The sequence below is a fragment of the Rhizobium sp. 9140 genome (assembly GCF_900067135.1).
In the GTDB taxonomy this organism is placed as follows: domain Bacteria; phylum Pseudomonadota; class Alphaproteobacteria; order Rhizobiales; family Rhizobiaceae; genus Ferranicluibacter.
This window is the reverse complement of the sequence record NZ_FJUR01000001.1, coordinates 3,347,469-3,369,953: the sequence shown is the minus strand read 5'-3', so window position 1 is coordinate 3,369,953 and position 22,485 is coordinate 3,347,469. Positions and strand designations below refer to the sequence as shown.

Annotated in this window: 23 protein-coding genes and 1 pseudogene; 16 read left to right on the top strand and 8 right to left on the bottom strand. The window is 64.5% G+C overall.

Annotated features, from left to right (window positions below; translation table 11 throughout):
- Positions 1 to 609: 609 nt before the first annotated feature.
- The 4 genes from GA0004734_RS15810 to GA0004734_RS26025 form a co-directional block, all read right to left on the bottom strand.
- Positions 610 to 1,386 carry an ABC transporter ATP-binding protein gene (locus GA0004734_RS15810; protein ID WP_092935211.1) on the bottom strand — a complete coding sequence of 259 codons (777 nt, stop codon included), beginning with the start codon at positions 1,384 to 1,386 and terminating at the stop codon, positions 610 to 612.
- On the bottom strand, positions 1,383 to 2,252 hold the full coding sequence (locus GA0004734_RS15805; protein ID WP_092935209.1) for an ABC transporter permease subunit: 870 nt from the start codon (positions 2,250 to 2,252) through the stop codon (positions 1,383 to 1,385). The genes GA0004734_RS15810 and GA0004734_RS15805 overlap by 4 nt, the downstream gene beginning before the upstream one ends.
- Positions 2,252 to 3,205, bottom strand: a complete 954-nt coding sequence (locus GA0004734_RS15800) for a sulfonate ABC transporter substrate-binding protein (protein ID WP_092935207.1) — start codon at positions 3,203 to 3,205, stop codon at positions 2,252 to 2,254. The genes GA0004734_RS15805 and GA0004734_RS15800 overlap by 1 nt, the downstream gene beginning before the upstream one ends.
- 147 nt (positions 3,206 to 3,352) lie before the next feature.
- Positions 3,353 to 3,637 carry a hypothetical protein gene (locus GA0004734_RS26025; RefSeq protein ID WP_175386129.1) on the bottom strand — a complete coding sequence of 95 codons (285 nt, stop codon included), beginning with the start codon at positions 3,635 to 3,637 and terminating at the stop codon, positions 3,353 to 3,355.
- A 195-nt stretch (positions 3,638 to 3,832) separates the two neighbouring features.
- Here GA0004734_RS26025 and GA0004734_RS15795 point away from each other — a divergent pair.
- From GA0004734_RS15795 to GA0004734_RS15780, 4 genes and pseudogenes are all read left to right on the top strand, one after another.
- A pseudogene (locus tag GA0004734_RS15795) lies at positions 3,833 to 4,290 on the top strand (PLP-dependent transferase); the annotation flags it as partial.
- 34 nt (positions 4,291 to 4,324) lie between these two features.
- Positions 4,325 to 5,260: a fatty acid desaturase gene (locus GA0004734_RS15790; protein ID WP_092935205.1), complete on the top strand. Its 936-nt coding sequence runs from the start codon at positions 4,325 to 4,327 to the stop codon at positions 5,258 to 5,260.
- Between the two features lie 40 nt (positions 5,261 to 5,300).
- The gene (locus tag GA0004734_RS15785; protein ID WP_092935203.1) at positions 5,301 to 6,134 is read left to right on the top strand and encodes a phosphate/phosphite/phosphonate ABC transporter substrate-binding protein; all 834 of its coding nucleotides are present in this window, start codon (positions 5,301 to 5,303) and stop codon (positions 6,132 to 6,134) included.
- A gap of 109 nt (positions 6,135 to 6,243) precedes the next feature.
- The gene (locus tag GA0004734_RS15780; RefSeq protein ID WP_092935201.1) at positions 6,244 to 7,266 is read left to right on the top strand and encodes an NADP-dependent oxidoreductase; all 1,023 of its coding nucleotides are present in this window, start codon (positions 6,244 to 6,246) and stop codon (positions 7,264 to 7,266) included.
- Between the two features lie 184 nt (positions 7,267 to 7,450).
- Here GA0004734_RS15780 and GA0004734_RS15775 read toward each other — a convergent pair whose 3' ends face one another.
- Entirely contained in the window at positions 7,451 to 8,740 is a 1,290-nt protein-coding gene (locus GA0004734_RS15775) for an MFS transporter (protein ID WP_092935199.1), read from the bottom strand.
- Positions 8,741 to 8,876: 136 nt separating this feature from the next.
- Between GA0004734_RS15775 and GA0004734_RS15770 the strand changes: the two genes are divergently transcribed.
- Positions 8,877 to 9,308 carry a MarR family winged helix-turn-helix transcriptional regulator gene (locus tag GA0004734_RS15770; protein ID WP_092935197.1) on the top strand — a complete coding sequence of 144 codons (432 nt, stop codon included), beginning with the start codon at positions 8,877 to 8,879 and terminating at the stop codon, positions 9,306 to 9,308.
- A gap of 92 nt (positions 9,309 to 9,400) precedes the next feature.
- Positions 9,401 to 10,024 carry an FMN-binding negative transcriptional regulator gene (locus GA0004734_RS15765; protein ID WP_092935195.1) on the top strand — a complete coding sequence of 208 codons (624 nt, stop codon included), beginning with the start codon at positions 9,401 to 9,403 and terminating at the stop codon, positions 10,022 to 10,024.
- A 26-nt stretch (positions 10,025 to 10,050) separates the two neighbouring features.
- Here GA0004734_RS15765 and GA0004734_RS15760 read toward each other — a convergent pair whose 3' ends face one another.
- Positions 10,051 to 10,431: a VOC family protein gene (locus GA0004734_RS15760; protein ID WP_092936360.1), complete on the bottom strand. Its 381-nt coding sequence runs from the start codon at positions 10,429 to 10,431 to the stop codon at positions 10,051 to 10,053.
- 209 nt (positions 10,432 to 10,640) lie between these two features.
- On the opposite strand from GA0004734_RS15760, the gene GA0004734_RS15755 reads away from it, so the two are divergent.
- A complete protein-coding gene (locus GA0004734_RS15755) occupies positions 10,641 to 11,750 on the top strand; it encodes an NADH:flavin oxidoreductase/NADH oxidase (protein WP_092935193.1) in 1,110 nt (369 codons plus the stop codon).
- Positions 11,751 to 11,937: 187 nt separating this feature from the next.
- On the opposite strand, the gene rpsU is transcribed toward GA0004734_RS15755, so the two are convergent.
- On the bottom strand, positions 11,938 to 12,174 hold the full coding sequence (gene rpsU / locus GA0004734_RS15750; RefSeq protein ID WP_092935191.1) for a 30S ribosomal protein S21: 237 nt from the start codon (positions 12,172 to 12,174) through the stop codon (positions 11,938 to 11,940).
- 383 nt (positions 12,175 to 12,557) lie between these two features.
- Between rpsU and GA0004734_RS15745 the strand changes: the two genes are divergently transcribed.
- The 3 genes from GA0004734_RS15745 (at position 12,558) to GA0004734_RS15735 (ending at position 16,399) form a co-directional block, all read left to right on the top strand.
- Complete coding sequence (locus tag GA0004734_RS15745; RefSeq protein ID WP_092935189.1) at positions 12,558 to 13,226, top strand: NAD(P)H-dependent oxidoreductase; 669 nt, start codon at positions 12,558 to 12,560, stop codon at positions 13,224 to 13,226.
- Entirely contained in the window at positions 13,223 to 15,136 is a 1,914-nt protein-coding gene (locus GA0004734_RS15740) for a monovalent cation:proton antiporter-2 (CPA2) family protein (RefSeq protein WP_092935187.1), read from the top strand. Before GA0004734_RS15745 ends, GA0004734_RS15740 begins: the two co-directional genes overlap by 4 nt.
- Before the next feature lie 108 nt (positions 15,137 to 15,244).
- Entirely contained in the window at positions 15,245 to 16,399 is a 1,155-nt protein-coding gene (locus GA0004734_RS15735) for an HPP family protein (RefSeq protein ID WP_092935185.1), read from the top strand.
- Between the two features lie 18 nt (positions 16,400 to 16,417).
- Here the strand turns inward: GA0004734_RS15735 and GA0004734_RS15730 are convergent, their stop codons facing one another.
- Entirely contained in the window at positions 16,418 to 17,440 is a 1,023-nt protein-coding gene (locus tag GA0004734_RS15730; RefSeq protein WP_092935183.1) for an LLM class flavin-dependent oxidoreductase, read from the bottom strand.
- 134 nt (positions 17,441 to 17,574) lie between these two features.
- On the opposite strand from GA0004734_RS15730, the gene GA0004734_RS15725 reads away from it, so the two are divergent.
- The 6 genes from GA0004734_RS15725 (at position 17,575) to GA0004734_RS15700 (ending at position 22,466) form a co-directional block, all read left to right on the top strand.
- Positions 17,575 to 18,030: a hypothetical protein gene (locus GA0004734_RS15725; RefSeq protein ID WP_092935181.1), complete on the top strand. Its 456-nt coding sequence runs from the start codon at positions 17,575 to 17,577 to the stop codon at positions 18,028 to 18,030.
- Positions 18,031 to 18,246: 216 nt separating this feature from the next.
- Positions 18,247 to 18,456 carry a hypothetical protein gene (locus tag GA0004734_RS15720; protein WP_092935179.1) on the top strand — a complete coding sequence of 70 codons (210 nt, stop codon included), beginning with the start codon at positions 18,247 to 18,249 and terminating at the stop codon, positions 18,454 to 18,456.
- A 144-nt stretch (positions 18,457 to 18,600) separates the two neighbouring features.
- Positions 18,601 to 18,984, top strand: a complete 384-nt coding sequence (locus GA0004734_RS15715; RefSeq protein WP_175386411.1) for an RBBP9/YdeN family alpha/beta hydrolase — start codon at positions 18,601 to 18,603, stop codon at positions 18,982 to 18,984.
- Between the two features lie 173 nt (positions 18,985 to 19,157).
- Positions 19,158 to 19,625 (top strand): DUF1775 domain-containing protein, encoded by a 468-nt coding sequence (locus GA0004734_RS15710; RefSeq protein WP_175386409.1) that lies wholly within the window; start codon positions 19,158 to 19,160, stop codon positions 19,623 to 19,625.
- 74 nt (positions 19,626 to 19,699) lie between these two features.
- A complete protein-coding gene (locus tag GA0004734_RS15705) occupies positions 19,700 to 21,424 on the top strand; it encodes a copper resistance CopC/CopD family protein (RefSeq protein ID WP_092935172.1) in 1,725 nt (574 codons plus the stop codon).
- Positions 21,425 to 21,617: 193 nt separating this feature from the next.
- On the top strand, positions 21,618 to 22,466 hold the full coding sequence (locus tag GA0004734_RS15700) for a MetQ/NlpA family lipoprotein (protein WP_092935170.1): 849 nt from the start codon (positions 21,618 to 21,620) through the stop codon (positions 22,464 to 22,466).
- Positions 22,467 to 22,485 lie beyond the last annotated feature (19 nt).

The following is a 22,485-nucleotide window of genomic DNA, read 5'->3' as shown; positions in this document are numbered from 1 at the left end:
ACATGATTAGAACAAAGAGGGAAAGGTTTGCTCGCGAAAGCCCGGAGTTGCGGGCTTTCGCGAATACATACGTCGTTCGGGACGTGGGGGTCGCAGGTTCAAATCCTGCCACTCCGACCAGCGAAATCAATGGCTTTCCCGAAGCCGATCTTTTCTTTCACATTATGCGTATATTTTCACAAAATGCTTGTCGCCGGTTTGGCCAAACGCTTGCTCATGTGGTTGTTCAGATCACTGGCGCCGAGCGCAGGACTATCGGACTCGTCAGACCGTAGAGCGATCCGTCAGACCAAAAGTAGCACCGGGGCGGATACGGTAATGAGCGCAGCGCCGGCGGCGACGATAATCTTGAGGAGGCTCGCGTCGAAGGACATTTTCTGCTGATCGGTCATGCTTCACTCCCACCGCTGTCTTCTGATTTTTATGACGGGTTAACGCGTAAGGTCGGGAGAATGTTTCGAGGAATTGGTGTGTTCTGAAGCGATTGCTTGGCGTGCCGCAAAGGCGCTTTTCATGACCGAGCGCGCTACCTGTGTGAATTGCCGGCAGACAAGGCGCCAATAGCCCATGCAGAGCCTTTCTGGTAAAGTCCGGTTCACGGGAAAGGCGTCAGACCGCCTCCAGAATCCGCCGTTGAAGATCCACTGCACGCGGATCGGCCAACTCCCTGCGGGGACGGTCGAGGTCGATGTCGATGTCCAGCGCGACGGCGCCTTCGCGCAGCACGACGACGCGGTCGGCCAGCGCGACGGCTTCCGCGACGTCATGGGTGATCAGCACGGTGGTGAAACCGCGCGCGGTCCACAGCGTTTCGAGAAGCCGGTGCATCTCGATGCGCGTCAGGGCGTCGAGTGCACCGAAGGGCTCATCGAGCAGGAGGATGCGCGGCTGGCTGACGAGGGCGCGGGCGAGCGCTACGCGCTGTTTCTGCCCACCGGAGAGCACATGGGGCCAGTCGTTTTCCCGGCCTTCGAGGCCGACATCCCGCAGTGTGGTGCGGGCCGTTTCCTGCCATTGGGGACTGCGGGCGATGCCGACATTTTCCCCCACGCGCTGCCACGGCACCAGCCGGGCCTCCTGGAAGAGCAGGCGCACATCGGGATTGAGCCCTTCGACCGTCTCACCGCCGATGGCGACGGTGCCGGAGGTCGGCTTGTCCAGCCCGGCGATGAGGCGCATCAACGTGGACTTGCCGCCGCCCGAGCGCCCGACGACGGCGAGGAACCGGCCGGCGGGCACGTCCAGCGAGAACTTCTTGAGGACGCTCAGCGCACCGAAGCGCTTTTCCAGGTTCGACAGCGACAGAGGCAGTCCGTTGACCGGTGTTGCCGGCCGTCTCGTTTCCTGTTGCTGTGCGGTGTGGGAAGATTTCAGTGCGAGAGTCATGGCGTTCCCTTTTCCCGACCCTGATAGGCCGGATGCCAGGAGAGGACGCGCCGTTCGATGGCGCGCGTGGCGAGATCGGCGACCTTGCCGAGCAGGGCGTAGACGATGATGCCAAGCAGCACGACGTCGGTCTGCAGGAACTCGCGAGCGTTCATGGTCATGTAGCCGATGCCGTTAGTGGCCGAGATGGTTTCGGCAACGATCAGCGTCAGCCACATGAAGCCGAGTGCATAGCGCAGGCCCACGAGGATGGAGGGCAGGGCGCCGGGCAGGATGATGCGCAGGATCATGGCGCGGCGGTTGAGTCCGTAGACTTCGGCCATCTCGACGACCTGCGGGTCGATGGTGCGCACGCCGTAGAAGGTATTCATGTAGATCGGAAAGAACACGCCGACGGAGACGAGGAAGATCTTCGCCGTCTCGCCGATGCCGAACCAGAGGATGACGAGCGGGATGAGCGCCAGGTGCGGCACGTTGCGCACCATCTGGATCGTGCTGTCGAGGAAGGTTTCCGCCGGCCGCCACAGGCCGTTGATCACGCCCAGCGCAAAGCCGATGCCGCCGCCGATGAGGAGGCCGATCACCGCCCGCTGAGTAGAGGCGAGCGTGTGGTAGAGGAGCGAGCCGTCGAGCAGCAGCCGCCAGAAAGCGGCGGCGACGGCGGTCGGCGCGGGAATGAGACGAGCGGTGACGAGGCCGCTGCGCGAGGCGATCTCCCAGAGGACGAGGATCGCGACCGGCAATGCCCAGGGTGCGGCGCGCTGCCAGATGGCGGCGCCCGTACCGGGAGCGCGATCCGAGCGCGTTCGTTTCCGCGATGCGCCGGAGGCTTCGGTTCCGGAGCCGGCGAGCGAGGCTTCCGCCATCAGGCACCACCCTTGCGGACGTTGTCGGCAATGACGATCGGCGCGGGGATAAGGCCGAGCGTGTGGAAGGTGTCGGCGATCACCTGCTGCTGCGCGACGACCGCTTGGCTGAGCGGCGTGACGCCGAAGGACTGACGTCCGAGCGCGATGGCGAGGATATCGTTGGGAATGCCGACGATGGGGGCGAGTTCCTGTGCGGCCGTTGCGGTGTTTGCCTTTGCCCACTGGTCGATCTCGCCGATGGCGGTGATCGTCACGTCGAGCGCTTCGGCATGGGCGTCCACGAAGCTCTTCGTGCTTAGGTAGAACTGGTGGTTCGGCACGAGGTTTTCGCCGTTGCGCAAGGTGCGTGCGCCGATGGCGGCTTCGGCTGCGGCCTGAAAAGGATCCCAGATGACCCAGGCATCGACGGCGCCCTGTTCGAAGGCGGCGCGGGCATCGGCCGGCGGCAGGAACGAGGTCTTGATGTCTGTATAGGCAAGTCCCGCATCTTCCAGCGCCTTGACCAGCAGGAAGTGGACGTTCGAGCCCTTGTTCAGCGCGACGTTCTTGCCCTTGAGGTCGGCAACGGTCTTGATCGGGCTGTCGGCCGGCACGAGGATGGCCTCGCCACGGGGTGCAGGCGGCTCGTGGGCGACATAGACGAGGGGCGCGCCGGCAGCCTGCGCAAAGATCGGCGGCGTCTCGCCGGTCGAGCCGAAATCGACGGCGCCGACATTCAGCGCTTCCAGCAATTGCGGCCCCGCCGGGAATTCGGACCATTCGACGGTGTAGCCGATTTTCTCCAGCTTCTCCTCCAGAATGGCCTTGCCTTTCAGCAGCACCAGCGTGCCGTATTTTTGGTAGCCGACGCGGATAACCTTGTCGGCAGCGCGGGCGGGCAGGATGCCGAGAAGGGGAAGAAGCGCTGTGCCGGCCAAAGCGGCGGTGAGGGAACGTCTGGTGATCGGCATGATGTGCTCCGTCGCAGGTCGAAAGTCCCGAGGTCGCACCCGGGAAACTGAGTTGGTCTGTAGACTAAGCGTGGTGTTCGCCGATGACAGATATTGCATGCTCTTTTTCACGGTCTCCCGAGCATGTGTTTGTGCCGATGTGAGCGCTTACGCAAAGCTTCCACCATGATCGGCCATGAAACCTTCGGGGAGGAGCGGCGCAAACCGTCCTGCCGGCAGCATTTTGCCGGAAGGCCGCACTTGAGAAAGCGATTTCAAATATGCTCGAAAAAATAGTCTATTAAAACTGTGTATTTTTATGACTGCCTCTACGCTGTCTCCATAGGCACTCCGATACCCCTGATTTCCCCATCCCATCCGACCTCCCATGGAGACAACGTCATGACGATCCACCAACCACCAAACGTCGCTGAGCAGCAGTGTGTCGAGCATGGGCAGCCTCGGGCTTGCCCTTGGGCGCAGCGACCTTCAAGAGCCGGCATCCCGAAACGCTGGCGCTGCACGGGGGCAGCTTCCGGTTCGATCCAACGACCGGTGCCGTGGCGGTGCCGATCTACTAGACCTCGTCGTTTCAGATCTCCAACACAGAAACAGCCGATAAGCTCTTTGCGCTCGAAGCCCCGGCCCGCCATCAGCCCGCAAAACGCGTTCAACCTGATCCAGGGGCTGGAGACGCTGCCGCCGCGCCTACGCCAGCACAATGACAATGCGATCAAGGTGGCAGATTTCCTCCTGTCCCACCCGAAAGTGGACATAGTGATCTTCCCGAAGTTCCAGACGGGTCAGGCACGCGAAAGGCCGAGGCCTACTGTGTTCCGGGAAGCTATGGCGCGCTTGTGGGCTTCGAGCTGAAGAGGGGCCGCGAGGCGGGGCGCCGGTTCATCGATGCGCTGACGCTCTTCTATCATCTTGCGAATATCGGCGATGCCCGGTCGCTGGCCATCCATCCCTCGACCACGACGCACGCGCAACTGAGCACCGAGGACCAGCGGGCGGTAGGTGTGACCCCCAGCTATGTCAGTTTGTCGATCGGCATCGAGCACCCCGACGACATCATCGCCGATCTGCGCCAGGCGACCGACGCAGCCGTAAAATCAAGCAACCAACAGAGGTATATCGATGACCGAGACTGCCACGCACCGCTTCACGCCACCACCCGCCTCCCTATCGGCAAGGGTGGAATGGCCGACGGTTCTTCTCGCCGTCGGCATCCACGGCGGCTTTCTGGGCGTGACGTGGTGGTGGGCGCTGCTGCCGCTGCCGCTGGTGGTCGTCATCGGCGGTTTGCTGATCGCGTGGCACGCTTCGCTACAGCATGAGGTCATCCATCATCACCCGACGCGGAGCCGACGCATCAACGATACAATCGGCTTCGTGCCTCTGTCTCTGTGGCTGCCCTATCCTATCTACAAGGAGAGCCATCTCGACCATCACCGCGACGAATTCCTGACCGACCCGGTGGAAGATCCGGAATCCTCCTATTTCACGCAGGCCATGTGGCTGAGCCTCGGGCGGACGGGCAAGCGGCTGGCGCAGTGGAACCTGACGCTGCTCGGGCGCCTGACGATCGGTCCCGCGGTGATGCTGGCGAGCTTTTTGGCCGGCGAGGCGCGCCACGTGTGGCGCAACGAAGCCGGTCGCCGGCGCATCTGGGCGCTGCACGCGCTGGGGGTGGCGGTTGTCCTCACCTGGGTCGTCGCCATCTGCGGCATGCCGTTCTGGCTCTATTTCTTCGGCTTCGTCTATCCCGGCGCGGCCATCACCCGGCTGCGCTCCTATGCCGAGCACCGCTTTGCCGAGGCGGAGGCGGAGCGCACGGCGATTGTTGAGAACAGCCGCATCTTTGGGCCGGTTTTCCTGTTCAACAACCTGCATGTGCTGCATCACCGCAAGCCCGGCCTTCCCTGGTATCGCCTGCCGGCCATCTACCGGCGCGACCGGGAAGCCCTGGTGGCGGCGAATGGCGGTCTGGTCTACAACGGCTATCTCGATGTCGCCCGCCGCTTCTTGCTGCGCCCGCACGACCGCATCACGCATCCGCATCATTCCGTGTGAGGCGGGGATGACGTGAGCTCATTTCATTCGAAGGGAGTCTATGCCGCAGATTTCGAATGTCGCGCCGCGACTCGCCAGCCTTGCCATGTATGCGAACCCGGAGCCCGTGGCGGCGGCAACGGCAAAGCTCTGGCATTATCTCCGCGACAGGCTTCGTGCGGAGGGTCTCGCAGGCGTGCCCGAGGCGCTTTCGACACTGCCTTATGACGAAGCCTGGCTGCGACCGGATCTTCTGCTCGCGCAGACCTGCGGCTTTCCCTTCGTCAGCCGGCTGCGGGGCAAGGTGCGGCTGGTCGCGACGCCGGTCTATCGCCATCCCGGCTGCGACGGTCCTGACATGTGCAGCTTTCTCATCGTGCGCAGCGACAGCAAGGCGACAGAACTGATCGGCCTGAAAGGTGCCCGCGCTGCCATCAACCAGGCGGACAGCAATTCCGGTGCCAATCTCTTCCGCGCGATGGTCGCGCCGCTGGCGAGGGACGGCCGCTTTTTCGGTGCTTGCCTCCAGACCGGTAGCCACGCCGCCAGCATCGACGCGGTGCGCGAGGGTGCCGCGGATATCGCGGCCATCGATTGTATCACCTTCGCCAACATCCTCCGCTTCGACCCCCGACGCCTTTCCGGCATTCGGGTGCTTGGCGAGACGATGAAGGGGCCGGGACTGCCGCTGATCACCCGCCTGTCCGCGCCCGATGTGGAGGTCGCTCTTCTCCAACGGGTGCTCGATGCGGCCGCGGCCGATCCGGCTCTGGCGGAGGTTCGCGAGGATCTCGGCCTTGTCGGTTTTGCTTCGCTTGAGGATGTGGATTACGCGCCGCTGGCGGCTCTTGCCGATGGCGCGCGGGCGCTCGGCTATCCCGTGGCGGGCGCATGAGGTGGCGTGAAAACGTTGCACCTTCGGCTTGGCGGCCTATGTCAGAGCCTGACAATCGGCGGAGGTTCCGCCGATCCGCCGCGATGGCGGAGACAGGAAGGACGATGGCATGACAGACCTTACGAACACACGGATCACGCTGGCCCGCCGACCGCAGGGCGCGCCGGTCGCGGAGGATTTCCACGTCGAGCAGGTGGCCGTTCCCCAGCCATCCCGAGGGGAGTTGCTCCTGAAGATGCTCTATCTTTCGCTCGACCCCTATATGCGCGGGCGGATGAGCACGGCGAAGTCCTATGCCAAGCCGGTGGAGATCGGCGACGTGATGGAGGGCGGCACGGTGGCCGAGGTGATCGCCTCGAACCACGCCGATTTCAAGACCGGCGACATCGTCCTCTCCCATTCCGGCTGGCAGTCCTACGCGCTGTCCGACGGCAAGGGCCTGCGCAAGCTCGATCCGGATGCGGCGCCCGTCTCAACGGCCCTCGGCGTTCTCGGCATGCCCGGCTTTACCGCCTATGCCGGGCTGCTCACCATCGGCCAGCCGAAGCCGGGCGAGACGGTGGTGGTGGCCGCCGCGAGCGGTGCCGTCGGCTCCGTCGTCGGGCAAATCGCCCGGATCAAGGGTGCGCGCGCCGTGGGCATTGCCGGCGGGACGGACAAATGCACCTTCCTGCGCGACGAACTCGGCTTCGATGTCGCGGTGGATCACCGGGCACCCGATTTTGCCGAGCAGCTGAAGGCGGCATGCCCCGAGGGTATCGACGTTTATTTTGAGAATGTCGGCGGTCATGTCTTCGAGGCCGTATTCCCGCTTCTCAACACCTATGCGCGGGTGCCGGTCTGTGGCCTGATCGCGCAGTACAACCAGGGGGGAAAGGCGCCCTCCGGCCCGGACTGGTTGCCGGGCTTCATGCGCGAGGTTCTGAGCCGCAGCCTCCAGATCCGCGGCTTTATCCAATATGAATTTTCCGATCAGCGCGATACCTTCCTGAAAGAAGCCACCGGCTGGATCGCCGAGGGGCGGTTGCGCTATCGCGAGGACGTCGTCGAAGGACTGGAGAACGCCCCGCAGGCCTTCATCGGTTTGCTGGAAGGCCGCAACTTCGGCAAGCTGGTCGTCAAGGTCGCCTGAGTCTCAACCATCCCGCTCCCTCTCGCTCGATCGGAAGGTGGCTCCGCGATGGTGCGCACCGGCGGCCCGTCCTTCGTGTGACAGATCGGCCGGGCGACCGGGCGGCTCGTTCGGAGCCATTGTTACGGTATCGTCTAGTGATGGACAGACAAAGAAGAAGTTCGCGAAGATGCCCGGGGCTCTCTCAGGCCGTGGCCGGAATGGTGGCGGCAGGACGGCGGAGCGTGACCACGGCGAGAGCGGCGAGGATGCACATAAGGCCGGCCATCTGCAGCGCCGGCATGTAGCTCTCGTAGTCCGAGCGCAGCCAGCCCGCGCCGAAGGCGGCAGTCGCGGCACCCAGCTGGTGGCCGGTGAAGACCCAGCCGAAGACGAGCGGCGCCTTTTCGCGACCGAGGCTGTCGGCCGTCAGCTTGACGGTCGGGGGGACGGTCGCCACCCAGTCGAGGCCGTAGAAGATGGCGAAGACGGAGAGTTCGGTGAAGCCGAAACCGGAGATCGAGAGGTAGAGGAGCGACAGGCCGCGCAGGCCGTAGAACCAGAAGAGCAGCCAGCGATTGTCGTACCGGTCGGACAGCCAGCCGGCGCCGATGGTGCCGAGGAAATCGAACACGCCGATGACGCCCAGCGTGCCGGCCGCCGTGACCGCCGTCATGCCGAAGTCGCCGCAGATCGAGATCCAGTGGGTCTGGATGAGCCCGTTCGTGGAGAGGCCGCAGACGAAAAAGGTGCCGAAGAGCAGCCAGAACACCGGTCGGCCGCAGACCTCGTGCAGCGTCTTCAGGGGTGAGACGAGCGTGGTGAGGAAGGCCTGGTCCCGGCGCGGCGCGGGACCGGGCTGGGTGTCGCCGTAGGCGGGCAGGCCGAGGTCGGCCGGGCGGTCGCGCATGAGCAGCATGACGAACACCATGGCGACAACGAGAACGCCGGTGATGAAGGTCAGCGCCGTGCGCCAGCCATAGGCTTCCGACAGGGCTGCCAGCAGCGGCAGGAAAACGAGCTGTCCGGTGGCGTTGCTCGCCGTCATCAGGCCGATCACGAGGCCGCGGCGCTTGGAAAACCACCGCGTTGCAACGGTCGCGCCCAGCACCAGCGCAGTCATGCCCGTCCCCGTGCCGATGACGACGCCCCAGAGGAGCACGAGCTGCCAGACTTCCTGCATGAAGAAGGAGAGGACGATGCCGCTCATGATGAGGAGGAGCGCCGAACAGACGACCTGCCGCACCCCGAAATGCGTCATGAAGGCCGCGGCGAACGGCCCAAGCAGGCCGAACAGCACGAGGCGGACCGCCATGGCGAAGGAAATATCGGCGATATCCCAGCCGAATTCCTGATGCAGCGGCTGGATGAGGACGCCCGCCGAGCCCATCGCGCCCGCTGTCGCCAGCATGGTCAGAAAGGTCGTCACGACCACGACCCAACCATAATGGATGTTCCGGGCGGAAAGCCATGCCGAGACGCTGGTGGAGAGCATGGGAGGACCTTTGTGGGTGGCGGCGAATCGACGGCACGCAGGCGAACACGGCATATGCCTGACAAACGGCCTTGCGCTGTCAATCCATTCGTAATGGAGGATTGAAAGTGTGTAAATACACATCTATCTTTTACGCATGTCGACGTCAGAAGAATCTCGTCAGTGCCATTGCCTTGCTCTTCGCCGGGGCTCGCGGCATGTCACGCGGCTCTACGATGCCCATCTCGCGCCGCTCGGCCTGTCGATCTCGCAATATTCTCTCCTCAGCATCATCAATCGCCGGCCGGGTATCCGGATGACCGAACTCGGCGAGATCATGGTGATGGAGCGCACGACGCTGCTACGCGCGCTGAAGCCGCTGCTGGCCGGCGGCTGGATCGAGAACTCGCGAGCAAAAGGTGAGCAGGCCCATACCTATAGGCTAACGGACGAGGGCAGGCGGGTGCGGGACTGTGCGGTTCCCTTGTGGAAGGCGGCACAAGATGCGTTGGAGCGCTCCTTCGAGCCGGAACGCGCCGTTGATCTGCGCCGGGAGGCGCTTGCCTTGACGAAGGTCGATTTTCGCTGAGGCCGGTCGCTTTCCTGATCGCCGCAGTGAACAGGCTGTTTTTCAACGTCCCGTTATGCGCTAATCTCTAGGGCTGAACGAGGATCGACGCCATGTACACACCGCCCGCCTTCCGCCTTGACGATCGCAGCGCCTTGCTGGCAACGGTTCGGGCGGTGCGATTGGCGAATTTTGTCACCGCCACCGCTGACGGGCCGTTCGCCACCCCGCTGCCGCTTTTTCTGGACGAAAGCGAAGGAGAGCACGGCGTTCTCTACGGACATCTCGCCAAGGCCAATCCGCAATGGCGGACGCCGACCATCGGCGATGGGCTGGCGATTTTCATGGGGGCGGATGCTTATGTGACGCCGACTTGGTACGCAACAAAGCAGCAGACGGGAAAGGTCGTGCCGACCTGGAATTACGTGACGGTTCAGGCGCGCGGGCCGGTGGCATTCTTCGACGATGCCGAGCGTCTGCTGGATGTCGTGACACGGCTGACGACGCTGCATGAGGAGCCGAGGGCTGTTGCCTGGGCGGTGGACGACGCGCCGGCGGATTTCATCGCATCCCAGCTGCGCGGCATCGTCGGCCTGCGCATGCCGATCACGCATCTGGAGGGAAAGCGCAAGATGAGCCAGAACCGGAACGAGGCCGATCGCCTCGGCGTCGCCAACGGGCTTTCCGCGAGCGAGCGGCCGTCGGATCGAGACGTCGCCGCTCAAATTCCGGTCTGATCGGTTCGCCGCCTCGATATCGCGGATTACAGGTCCGGTTTGTGGAAGAAGGCTTCCAGCCGGTAGCCATCGGGGTCGATGACGAAGGCGGCGTAGTAGAAGGTGGCGTATTCCGGGCGCAGGCCCGGGGCGCCGTTGTCCTCTCCGCCATGGGCGACGGCGGCGGCGTGGAAGGCTTCGACGGCCTCTTCGCTGAAGGCCTTGAAGCAGAAATGCAGGCCGGAGCGGAGATCCGGGCGGACCGGATGTTCGGCCTGCGTCACCCAGAGCCCCACCTGCTCATCCCCGTAACCGAGCATCGTCGCGCCGCTCGTCAGCCGGCCATAGCCGAGCGGGGTGAGAGCGGCATCGTAGAAGATGCGCGACCGGTCGATGTCCCGGACGCCGATGGAAACGTGGTCGAACATGTGCATTCCCTCCTTGACCTGCTGCGGCAGACGGTGCCGTTTCCCAGTTGTCGCGCGCCCGCTCGGTTTTCGCAAGCGGCGGCGCACGTTCCGGCATGGGATGACAGGTCTCGGGCCGCATGGCCGTATGTAATGAGCGATTTGCCACCCTATATGCTGCAGGGTAGCAGCGGCTGTTCCAGCGCCGCGAATGTCTTCAGGAGATCGACATGGCTTCACCCAAACTCTTTTCGCCCATCGACGTCGGTGGCCTGACGTTGCGCAATCGCATCGTCATTGCGCCGATGTGCCAGTATTCCGCCGAAAACGGCGAAATGAGCGATTGGCACCTGACTCATCTCGGGATGCTTGCCCAATCGGGCGCGGGGCTTCTGACCATCGAGGCGACGGCGGTAACACCGGAAGGGCGCATCAGCTTCGGCGATGTCGGGCTGTGGAACGATGCCTGCGAAGCCGCGATGGCGCGTGTGCTGGAGGGCGTTCGTCGCTGGTCGGACATGCCGGTCGCGATCCAGCTCGGCCATGCCGGCCACAAGGCATCCACCGATCTGCCTTGGAAGGGCGGGGCGCAGCTGCCGCCCGATCATGCGCTCGGCTGGAAGACGGTGGCGCCTTCGGCGTCGGCGTTCAAGCCGTCCTATGATGCGCCGGAAGCGCTGGATGCCGACGGTCTGGAGCGGATCAGAAACGGGTTTGCCGATGCCGCCCGCAGGGCCGCGCGTCTCGGCATCGATGCCGTGCAGATCCATGGCGCCCATGGCTATCTTCTGCACCAGTTCCTCTCGCCGCTCTCCAACACCCGCCAAGACACTTATGGCGGCTCGCTTGAAAACCGCATGCGGTTTCCCCTCGAGGTGTTCGAGGCCGTCCGGCAGGCTTTTCCCGCGGAACGACCGGTCACCATGCGGGTGTCGGGAACGGACTGGGTCGAAGGCGGCTGGGACAGTGCGCAGACTGTTGCCTTCGCGCAGGCACTCGAGGCACGCGGTTGCGCGGCGATCCATGTTTCGAGCGGCGGGCTGAGCGACGCGCAGGCCATTCCCGTCGGCCCGAGCTATCAGGTGCCGCTGGCGCGCGATGTGAAGCAGGCCGTCTCCATCCCGGTCGTCGCCGTGGGGCTGATCACCGAGTTCGAGCAGGCCGAATCCATCATCGGTACGGGCGATGCCGACATGATCGCGCTTGCCCGGACGATTCTCTACGATCCCCGCTGGCCCTGGCATGCGGCCGCGCACTTGGGAGCAACGGTGCAAGCCGCTCCGCAATATCTCCGCTGCCAGCCCCGGCTATACAAGACGTTGTTCGACGAGGCTTCGTAACACCGGGCCGCTGGTGCAGGCCGGTCGCGATGACCGGCTTGCGCCTTGCGGTCTATGCGCCGGGGCAGCAAGCTGGATCCTACGGCAAAACGCAGAAAACCCCGGCGCGACGCCATGCGTCGTTCCGGGGTGTTTTCGAAGACCAGCCGCTCACGATCGGATACCGTCCGACGGCGCCGTTCGGATCTTAGCGGGTCACAACTTTTTTCTTCGGGCCGGGCAGGAGGCCTTCGCGCTGCAGCTGCTTGCGGGCGTTCTTGCGCTGGCGGGAAACAGCTTCAGCCTTCTGGCGAGCACGCTTCACGGAAGGCTTTTCATAGGCTTCGCGCATACGCATTTCGCGGAAGACGCCTTCGCGCTGAAGCTTCTTCTTGAGCACGCGCAGCGCCTGCTCAACATTGTTGTCTCGAACCAGAACCTGCATCTCGAACCTTGATCTCTGTCGCCCGCTGGGGCGGTGGTATGGTGACTTCGGCGCTCCTTATCTCACCACACGTCCGCCATGAAAAGGGGTTGGCTCGAAAAAATAGCGAAGAAAAGTGCCAAATCTCATTCTCTCCGGCGACTGACGGTCCCCGCAAGGGCGCCGGCCGGCAATAAGATGTGCACATCGGGAGCGTTACGCTCGACCCTACCATCGCATCCGTCTTGCCGCTTGACAAGATCTTCCCGCAACACCGATTGTCGCAGCGGTCATCGCGGTGACCATCACCCTGTTTTTGGATCTCCCCTTGCTCTGTCGTGTCGATCTCCGTCCGGCCCCGCCCTGGATAGGTCGTCCCAGTGATAAATGCCCCAGGAAGACATATGGCGCGCGTCCTTATTCTGTTTGCCCATCCCGGTCAGCGGCATTCGCGCCTCAACGTGCGCATGGCGCAGGAGGCGCGGCTGCTCGACGGGGTGACCTTCGTCGATCTCTACGCGGACTATCCCCGCTTCAACATCGATATCGATGCGGAACAGGCGCGGCTGTTGGCGCATGACGTCATCATCTTCCAGTTCCCGATCTACTGGTATTCCGTGCCGGCTCTCTTGAAAGAGTGGCAGGACCTCGTGCTGGAATACGGCTTTGCCTATGGGCAGAGCGGATCGAAGCTGGCGGGCAAGCTGTTTCTGCCGGTCGTGACCACCGGCGGTGCTCAGGATGCCTATCGCGAGGAGGGCTCCAACCATTTCCGGCTGCGCACGCTGCTGTCACCGCTGGAGCAGACCGCCTCGCTCTGCGGCATGCGCTTCCTGCCGCCGTTTGCCCTTTTCTCGGCGCATGATTCGGCAGCCGATGGCCGGGGGGATGCGCATATCTCAGCCTATCTCCGGCTGCTCTCGGCCCTGCGCGACAAGACGCTGGATCTCGATGCTGTCTCGAGGCTCGAGCTTCTCGACGACGATCTTCCGTTGATCGGCCCCTCGCACGCTCCGACGCTTTCCGACACGACGCCGTCTCCCACTGCCATCACCGCGAGGATCTCCGAATGAGCAGTTTTATGTTCCAGGCCTTCGTCTATCTCGCGGCCGCCGTCACATCCGTCATCATCGCGTCCCGGCTCGGCCTCGGTTCGGTGCTCGGCTATCTCATTGCCGGCATCGTCATCGGCCCCGTTTTCCACTTCGTCGGCAATGAAACGCAGGATCTACAGCATTTTGCCGAGTTCGGTGTCGTCATGATGCTGTTTCTGGTCGGGCTGGAGCTTCAGCCGCAGGCGCTCTGGGACATGCGCGCCCGGCTGCTCGGCCTCGGCGGCTTGCAGGTGGCGGGCTCGGCGGCTGTCGTCACGGGTATCGGGCTTGCCGCCGGGCTGCCCTGGCAGACGGCGGTGGCGGTCGGGCTCATTCTATCGCTTTCCTCCACCGCCATCGTTCTGCAAACGCTGAGCGAGAAGGGGCTTTTAAAGTCGCAGGGCGGGCGCTCCAGCTTTTCGGTGCTGCTGTTTCAGGATATCGCCGTTATTCCCATGCTGGCGGTCCTGCCGCTTCTGGCGCTTCCCACCCTGCAAGGCGGCGAGCATGCGGCCCATGGTGCCGGCAATTCGGCGACGCTCGTGTCCGACCTTCCCGGCTGGCAGGTGGCGCTGGTCACGCTTCTCGCCATCGCCTTTGTCGTGGTCGCCGGGCACTTCCTCTCACGCCCGATCTTCCGGCTGATCGCGGCCTCGCGGTTGCGTGAAATGTTCACCGCGGCCGCCCTGCTGCTCGTCGTTTCCACGGCCCTGCTAATGAGCATGGTCGGCCTTTCCCCTGCACTCGGGACGTTTCTCGCCGGTGTTGTGCTTGCCAACAGCGAATTCCGCCACGAGCTGGAAAGCGATATCGAACCGTTCAAGGGGCTGCTGCTCGGCCTGTTCTTCATCACGGTCGGGGCCGGTATCGACTTCTCGCTGCTTACGGCCAATCTCGGCCTCGTCCTGTTGCTGACGCTCGGCGTCATCGTCATCAAGGCGGCGGTGCTGTGGCCGATCGGATATCTCTACAGCCTGCGCGGTTCGGACCGCTGGCTGCTTGCGCTGGGGCTGGCGCAGGCCGGCGAGTTCGGCTTCGTGCTCGTCTCCTTCACCGTTCAGAATGCCGTGCTGCCCTCCGAGCTCGCGGCTATCCTCATGCTGGTCATCGCCTTTTCCATGCTGCTGACGCCGGCGCTCTTCATCCTGTTCGACAAGGTCATCGTGCCGCGTCTCGACCGGGGGCAGATGGAGGAGGCCGACGAGATCGGGGAGGAGGCCTCGGTCATCATCGCCGGGCTCGGCCGCTTCGGGCAGATCATCAACCGGATGCTGCTGGCGAACGGCCACAAGACCATCGTGCTCGACAGCCGCTCCGATGTCATTGACGGGCTGCGCAAGTTCGGCGTCCGCTCCTTTTTCGGCGATGCCGGCCGGCCGGATCTCCTGCATTCCGCCGGTCTGCGGCAGGCGCGGTTGCTGGTGGTGGCCATCGACGATATCGAGCGCGCCCTCAGCATCGTCCGGCACGCCAGGCACGAAAACCCCGATATCCACATCATCGCACGTGCCTATGACCGCAACCATGTCTACCAGCTCTACGAGGCCGGCGCCGACGACATCGTGCGCGAGGTGTTCGACAGTTCGGTCCGGGCGGCCGGGTATGCGCTGCAGAGCCTCGGCATGCATCCCTTCGACGTGGAAAAGAGCAAGGCCGTGTTCGTCAAGCAGGACAACTGGGGGCTGCGGCAGCTCGCGCCTCTCTGGAAGGACGGCGTGCCGGTGTTCGAGAACAAGGAATACATCGCCCGCGCCCGCGAGATCTCGGAGGTTCTCGAACAGGCCATGATGGGCGACCGCAGCGCGCTGCACGACAGAACCGAGCGCGGCTGGACACCGCCGGATATCGCGGCGCGCAAGCATGACATGGACGGGCAGGGCGAGGGGTAGCCCCGGGGAGGCGGCGGACGATCCAACCCGCGTCGCGCACGCGCGAGACTCTGCCCTCGCGATCAACACGGCCGCCGCTCCTGCGGTCCGGCCTGCGGAGAAGACCGTATGACATCGACCGCACTTTCCCGCGCTGTCCGCTTCATGCCCTGGCCCGCTTCGCCCGTCAGTCCGAAGGAGCGGCTTCGCTCGGCGGTCGGCGCCCTGTTCGGCCTGCTCGTCACGGGCCTCCTCGGCGCCTTGCTGACCGTGATATTTCCCCTTTCGCCGGCGCTGGTCGCGCCGATGGGTGCGTCAGCGGTTCTGCTTTTCGCCGTACCGTCCAGTCCGCTCGCCCAGCCCTGGTCGCTGATCGGCGGCAATCTGGTTGCGGCCTTCGTCGGGGTGACGGTGGCCAAGCTCGTGCCTGATCCCGTGTTCGCCGCAGCCTTGGCCGGGGCCGTTGCCATCGGCATCATGATGAGCCTGCGCTGCCTGCATCCCCCGAGCGGCGCGATCGCGCTGACCGCGGTTCTCGGCGGCCCCGCCATCCATGATCTCGGCTATGGTTTTCTGCTGTGGCCGGTGCTGGGAAACGCGCTGCTGCTGCTTGCCGCCGCACTGCTCTTCAACAACCTCACCGGCCGCCGCTATCCGCATGTCGCCGCGCCGGCGCTTGGGTCTCACCAGACGAAGGACCCGCCGCCGGTGGCCCGGATAGGCTTTGCCGCCGAGGATCTCGATGCCGTGCTGAAGGATTACGACCGCGTTCTCGACATCCAGCGCGACGAGCTTGTCACCATCCTCAAACGCACGGAGTTGCGCTCGTTCCAGCGCCGGTCCGGCCAGACGCCGTGCGGACAGATCATGTCGCGCGACGTGATCGCGATCGCGCCGGATGCCTCGCTGTCGGAGGCGCACGCGCTCCTGCGCGCCCACCACATCAAGGCCCTGCCGGTGACCGACGACAACGCCCGCATTATCGGCATTCTCACCCAGACCGATATTCTCGACCGGGCGGACTGGACCCGTGGCCGCCCGACCATCGGCCTCCGTCGCCGCTACCAGCTGGCCGTTTCCGGCTCCACGGCGCCGAACGGCACCGTAAAGGACATCATGACCAGCCCGGTGCGAAGCGTCTCACCCGAAAGCTCCCTTTCCGAAGCCATCCTCCTCTTCGCAGAGGGCGGCCTCCACCATCTGCCCGTCACCGACGCTGGAAACCGCCTTGTCGGCATCGTCTCGCAGTCGGATGTTCTGGTTGCGATGCTGGCGGAGGGGTGACGTCGAGGGAACGCAGCTTTACCGCCAGCCGAGCGCAGGTGCCACCTGCGTCAGAATGGCTTCGATGACGTGGGCGTTGTACGCGACGCCGAGCTGGTTGGGGACGGTGAGGAGGAGCGTATCGGCCTCTGTGATGGCTTCGTCCGTGCGCAGCTGTTCGATGAGGACGTCGGGTTCGGCAGCGTAGCCGCGGCCGAAGATGGCGCGTGTGTCGGCGTCGATGAAGCCGATCTTGTCGCCGGCTTCGCCCGAGCGGCCGAAATAGGCGCGGTCGAGGTCGCTGGTGATGGCGAAGATGCTGCGGCTGACGGAGACGCGCGGGGTGCGGGTGTGGCCGGCCGCCTTGAAGGCGGCACGGTAGGCGCGGATCTGGTCGGCCTGCTGCACGTGGAAGGGCTCGCCGGTCTCGTCGTCCTTGAGGGTGGAACTCTGCAGGTTCATACCGAGCTTTGCAGCCCAGATGGCGGTCGCGTTCGAGCTGGCACCCCACCAGATCCGGTCGCGCAGGCCCGGCGCGTGCGGCTCCAGACGCAAGAGGCCCGGCGGGTTCGGGAACATCGGGTTGGGGTTCGGCTCGGCAAAGCCTTCGCCGCGCAGCACGTCGTAGAAGACCTCTGCGTGGCGGCGGGCCATGTCGCCGCTGGTCTCGCCGTCGGCAGGCGCGTAGCCGAAATGACGCCAGCCATCGATGACCTGTTCGGGCGAGCCGCGGCTGATGCCGAGTTGCAGGCGTCCACTGGCGATGATGTCGGCAGCGCCCGCATCCTCGGCCATGTAGAGCGGATTTTCGTAGCGCATGTCAATGACGGCGGTGCCGATCTCGATCCGGCTGGTGCGCGCGCCGACGGCGGCCAGCAGCGGGAAGGGCGAAGCCAGCTGGCGGGCGAAATGGTGCACCCGGAAATAAGCGCCATCGGCGCCCAGCGCTTCGGCCGCAACGGCAAGGTCGATCGACTGCAGCAGCGTATCCGCCGCGCTGCGCGTCTGCGACTGGGTCGAGGGCGTCCAGTGGCCGAAGGAGAGAAAGCCGATTTTCTTCATGATATTTCCGTGCTCATCCGTGTGCGATGTCAGTCTGCGTGCGATGTTGGGGTTTTCGCATATTCGCGGTCGAAGGCACAGTCTCGCTTTCGCAGCACAGTGCGTTCGCCGTTCGGACCTTCCGCCCTTGCGTCTTGATCTTGCCGTGCCCTCGGGCGAAAACGCGTGCCACCACCGGTATCGATTTCGCGCAGTACGATCTCGATGCGCCGATCACCTATGGCGTGTCGAATGCCAGCCAGTCGGCGGTGGAGATTGCCCGTCAGGCAGGCTGGACGCGCCGGCGCATTTTGGAAGAGGCAGCGCTTGGCGGGCGCTATCCGGTGCTGGTGGGCACGGGGGCGGAGGTCGCCACGGCTCTTGGCCAGTGGATGGAGGAGGGCGAGATCGACGGCTTCAACATCACCCGCACCGTGGTGCCGGAAAGCTATGATGACGTGATCGACCATGTCGTGCCCGTTTTGCAGGAGCGCGGACTTTACAAAACGGCCTATGGCGAGGGCTCGTTCCGAAACCGCCTGTTCGGCCGGGGCGACCGGCTGCCCGACACGCATGTCGGGGCCTCGCATCGCTGGCCGAGCGGGATGTAAGCCGCTCGTTCCGGGTTTGGCGGCCTCTGCGGAAAAACAGTTTCCATGAGGCGCGTGCAACGCCAATTTATTTCTATCAAAATTATAGACTAAAGAATTTGATGGGAGCGCAGCCGGCATGCCGGTTCGCAGGCGGTCGCTTTTCCACACGACCGCTTGCGGCCCGGACCATTGCCCGGGGGCTGCGTTCGGCACCAACCCAGCGAGGTAAGAGCGATGATGGCCATCCTGAAATCCAGCATCGAGGCTTTTCGAAGCGTCGGCATCCCCGTCGTCGGGTCCGGTGTGGCACCGACCTGGCTATCGTCGAGCGAGCAGGAGACGTCCGAGCGGAGCTGGCAGGATGAGGGTGGCGACGAGCGGCGATCGTCGCATCGTTCCGAAGAGATGTTCTACTGGGGCATGGCTGGTGGGCCATGGTATTAAAGCGTTTCCGCGTTTCGCCGAATCGCAAAACCCTCTATTTCATTGTTCAAACGTAATTCCGGACGCGAAATCGCTGCGCACTTTTGCTGCAATTGCTAAAGGCGCCCGTTCCCGGGAAGGTGCCTGTTTCAGGCGGTATCCCGGGTGACGAGGGTCGAGAGCGCGGGTCCGATCTCGACCCTGACGCACGCGCCGGCCGGCGGTGCGGTCCCCACGCTGATCGTTCCCGGGCTTTTCGGGTCCGGCGAGGTCCACTGGCAGAGGGTCTGGCACGAGGACCGGCTGCAGACGCGCATGCTCCGGCAGACGGACTGGGAGCATCCGGATCTGGAAACCTGGCTTGCGGTAATGGAGGCGGTAGTCGAGGCCGGCGGCGAGACCTACATTATCGCCCATAGCCTCGGCTGCATGCTGACGGCGCGACAGCAGACGAGCAGCCGGCTTTCACTGAGCGATCCGCCGTGGACCGGTAACAGGGGCACCGCGCCGGATAGCCGCAGGCCTTCGGTCCCGGCTCGTCTTCCCTGATGCCGGGTCACGCGCTAGATCTGCGCCCATCCGATGTCGCGCTCCCGTCGATGTCGTGCGTCTCGATATGGCAGTGGTCTGCGATGCGAGAACGCAGAAAGAGGCAGACGATGAGGCATCTCGTGCAAACTTCCCGCAGCGCTGCATCGCACCGCTTTTGGTCCATGTGCTTTATGGGGCTTACGGCCGGCCTCGCTCTCGCTGCATCGCCGGCAGCGGCGCATGTCACCATCGCGGCGAAGGGCGTGAAGGCCGGGCAGACGGCGACCTTCGTGCTGAAGATTCCCCATGGGTGCGCCGGTGCGGAGACGACCGGGCTGCGGGTCGCGATGCCCGGCGTGCTTTCCGACATCGCGCCGCAGGACAAGGCCGGCTGGTCAGCGGTGGTAACGCCCGCCGCCGGAGACGTCGGTGCAAGTGCGAAACGGGCGCAGATCGCCTGGACGGGCGGCACGATCCCTGCGGCCGACCACGCGGAATTCGTTTTCACGGCAAAGGTTGCCGCGGATGCGAAGGGGCGGATCTATGTGCCGATCGTGCAGCAGTGCGGCGATGCACTGGAGCGCTGGATTGAAATTCCCGCAAGTCCCGCCGCCGGCGAACCCGACAAGCCAGCCCCGGCCTTCGAGGTGAAGCCCTGACTGCCGGTGTCGCCGGCGTCGCAGTGGGGAACAGCGCGTCACCGCCGCGCTCCGCTACAGGAGACATAAGCGAAATGGCCTCCACCAAGGCTGTGCCGGGCTGTTGCAGGCCGCTCGTGTTCCGCCGCGTCGCGCTCCTGACCTTGCTGCTGCTCCTGCTGGGCAGCGCGGGGGCCGCCTTTGCGCATGCGCAGCTCGTCGCGTCCGATCCTGCGGATGGGGCGGTTCTCGCGGCGGCGCCGGACGAAATCGTACTGACGTTTTCCGAGCCGGTCGATCCCCTCGTTTTCCGCCTGAGCGACCCGACAGGGCAGGTGGAGATACTGCCTGCGACCGGTTCCCGTTCCGGCGCGGCGTCGGGCACGACACGGCTTGTCGTCAAGCTGCCTATCGGGCTTGCTGTCGGAACGCATAGCCTGTCGTGGCGCGTCACCTCGGCGGACGGGCATCCGATTGGTGGGGGGCTGTTGTTCTCGATCGGGATTGCCAGTGCGCGCGCGCCGAACGGCGCTTCGGTAGCCAACCCGGTTACATCGGCCGGCCTCTGGGCATCCCGCCTGCTGGCCATGACCGGCCTCATCATCGGTGTCGGTGGGGCGGGTTGGGCCGCACTGCTGTTCCGCCAGCGTCATCTGCGCGGGCATGCCGGCTTGCGTGCTTCCGAAAAGGGTCTGGATCGCACCATGGGAGGTTTCCCGCTCGTTGCGCTCTCCCTCTGCATCGGCATTGCCGCCACGCCGGTCTGGATCGCGTTTCAGGGCTTGGATGCGCTCGGAGAGGCGGCGACCGGCTTGGCCTCGGCCGAGGTCTGGTCTGCCGGCCTCGCGGCTACCGCCTATGGTCGGGCGGCCGTGGTTGGCGCCGCGGCAATGGTCCTGGCCCTGGTGTCGCTCCGGGTCCGCCATCTTCGCTTCCGGTCGGGGCTCGCCGGGGTCGCCTTCGTGCTGGCCGGTCTCGCGACGGCGATGGCGGGGCATGCGGCAACCGCGCCGCCCCGTTTCGCCACCGCTCCCGCGATCACGCTCCATATGCTCGCCGCCATGACATGGATTGGCGGTCTCCTGCCGCTTTGGGAGGCGCTCTGCGCATCGAAGCAGCCGTCTGCCGCCCGTGATCCCGACATGGCGGCGCTTCTCCTGTTCTCGCGGCTCATTCCGTTCGTTCTTGCGGTGCTCGTCGCCTCGGGTCTGCTGCTGTCCATCGTGCAGGTGCAGACGCTGTCGAACCTGATGGCGACCGCTTACGGGTGGGTGCTGCTCGCCAAGCTCGCGATCGTCGCGCTCCTGATCCTTCTGGCCGCGGCCAACCGGTTCTTCTGGACCCGCCCCGCGGCAGGGGGGTCGCCTGATGAATTGCGTCGTCTCCGGCGCAGCATCCTCGCGGAAGTCGTGCTCGGCACGCTGGTGCTCGCGGTCCTCGGCCTCTGGCGCTTCACCCCGCCACCCCGGGCGCTGGCGGTTTCAGGTCCATCCGTTCACGAGCGGCAGGTCGAGGAACAGGGCCTGATGGCGGCGCTCTCGATCACGCCGGCGCGCACAGGCCCGGTTCGCATTTCCCTTCAGGAGCTGATGTTCAATGGTCAGCCGGTCGATCCGCTGTCGGTCACGGTGGCACTCGACAATCCCGCCAACGGCATCGGCCCCTTCACGCGCGTGGCGCGCCGCGGCGAAGACGGAGCGTTTCAGGCAGAAGGCTTGGTGCTGCCGGTCGCAGGTGCGTGGACCGTCCGCGTGACCGTGCTGGTCGATGATTTCACCTCCGTTACGATGACGAGCCGCTTCGACATCGCCGCGCCGTGAGTGTTCTATAAAAACATCAGCTTACCGAGCGTCCAGAATGAGATTGCGTGAGGCCTTGAGACTTTGGACCAAATTTCTCTCGCCGCGTTGATCGGCAGGCCATCCTTCGTTGCTTCATAAGGCAGCATTTGCAATTTTTAGGGGCACTCCCTAAAGAAAGCGTCCTCCTCCCAAGACCGAAAGCAGACCCGTCATGAAGAAAACCCTGGCCGCCCTTATCGAAAAGACCACCCTCACCCGGCGCGCCGGTCTGGCGCTTGCCGCATCGGCAGCGGTCGCCGCCTTTGTTTCCGCCGGGCCGGCACCGGTTCTCGCGCAAGACAAGACCTCGGTGAAGGTCGGCATCATGAGCGGCGAAGACGAGGATGTCTGGCGCGTCGTCGTTGCCGAGGCGGGTAAGAAGGGCCTGTCCGTCGAGACCGTCGTCTTCAACGACTACACCCAGCCGAACGAGGCTCTGGAGCGCGGCGAAATCGACGCCAACGCCTTCCAGCATCTTCCCTATCTCGAAAATCAGATCAAGCAACACGGCTACAAGATCACGCCCGCCGGCTTTACCGGCGTCTGGCCGATCGGCATCTATTCGCGCAAGGCGTCCAAGATCTCTGATCTTGCAGAGGGTGCCGTCGTCGGCGTGCCGAACGACCCATCGAACGAAGGTCGCGCGTTGCGCGTGCTCCAGAACGAGGGACTGATCAAGCTGAAGGAAGGCACGGGCATTCTCGCGACGATCACCGACATCGAGGAAAACCCTAGGAAGCTCGAGATCAAGGAGCTGGATGCCGGCATCCTCGGCCGCTCCATCGACGATCTCGACGCTGCCGTCGTCAACACGGACTGGGCGCTGAAGAGCGGCCTGACGCCGGAAAACCGGATTGCGCAGGAGCCCGTGGACGGCAACCCGTACCGCAACTTCATTGCGGTGAAGGAAGACCAGAAGGATGCGCCCTGGGTGAAGACGCTGGTCTCGTCCTACCAGAACGAGACGGTGAAGGCCGAGTTCGACCGTGTATACAAGGGAACGGGCATCAGCGCATACTAAGCCCATCGGCACAAAAGAC